Origin of the sequence: Pseudonocardia sp. D17, assembly GCF_036984265.1 — a bacterium.
Classification (GTDB): domain Bacteria; phylum Actinomycetota; class Actinomycetes; order Mycobacteriales; family Pseudonocardiaceae; genus Pseudonocardia; species Pseudonocardia benzenivorans.
In genome coordinates, this window is record NZ_BPRG01000090.1 from 1 (window position 1) to 461 (window position 461).

Annotated in this window: 1 protein-coding gene; it reads left to right on the forward strand. The window is 70.3% G+C overall.

The features are described 5' to 3' along the window. Window positions 1-461, forward strand: a 461-nt coding sequence (locus PSD17_RS16270; RefSeq protein ID WP_339123311.1) for a glycosyltransferase, incomplete at both ends; no start/stop codon positions are given.

Here is a 461-nt window from a genome sequence, read left to right on the forward strand (position 1 = left end):
GCCGAGGACACCGACCTCACAGTGGCCATGGGCATCGGGGGCTGGCGGATCGTCTTCGAGGAGCGGGCCCGCGCCTGGACCGAGGCGCCGTCGACGTTCGGCCAGCTGTGGCGCCAGCGCTACCGCTGGAGCTACGGCACCATCCAGTCGCTCTGGAAGCACCGGCGTGCGGTCGCGGCGAGCGGCGCCTCCGGCCGGTACGCGCGGCGCGGGCTGCTCAACGTCGGCGTCTTCCAGGTCCTGCTGCCGCTGATCGCGCCCCTGATCGACATCCTGCTGGTCTACGGCCTGATCTTCGACGACGCCGTCCGCACGCTCGTGCTCTGGGGTGCCGTCCTGGCCATCCAGACCGTCGCCGGGATCGTCGCGTTCCGGCTCGAACGCGAGAAGATGGCGATCCTGTGGCTCCTGCCGCTGCAGCAGTTCGCCTACCGCCAGCTCATGTACGCCGTCCTCATCCA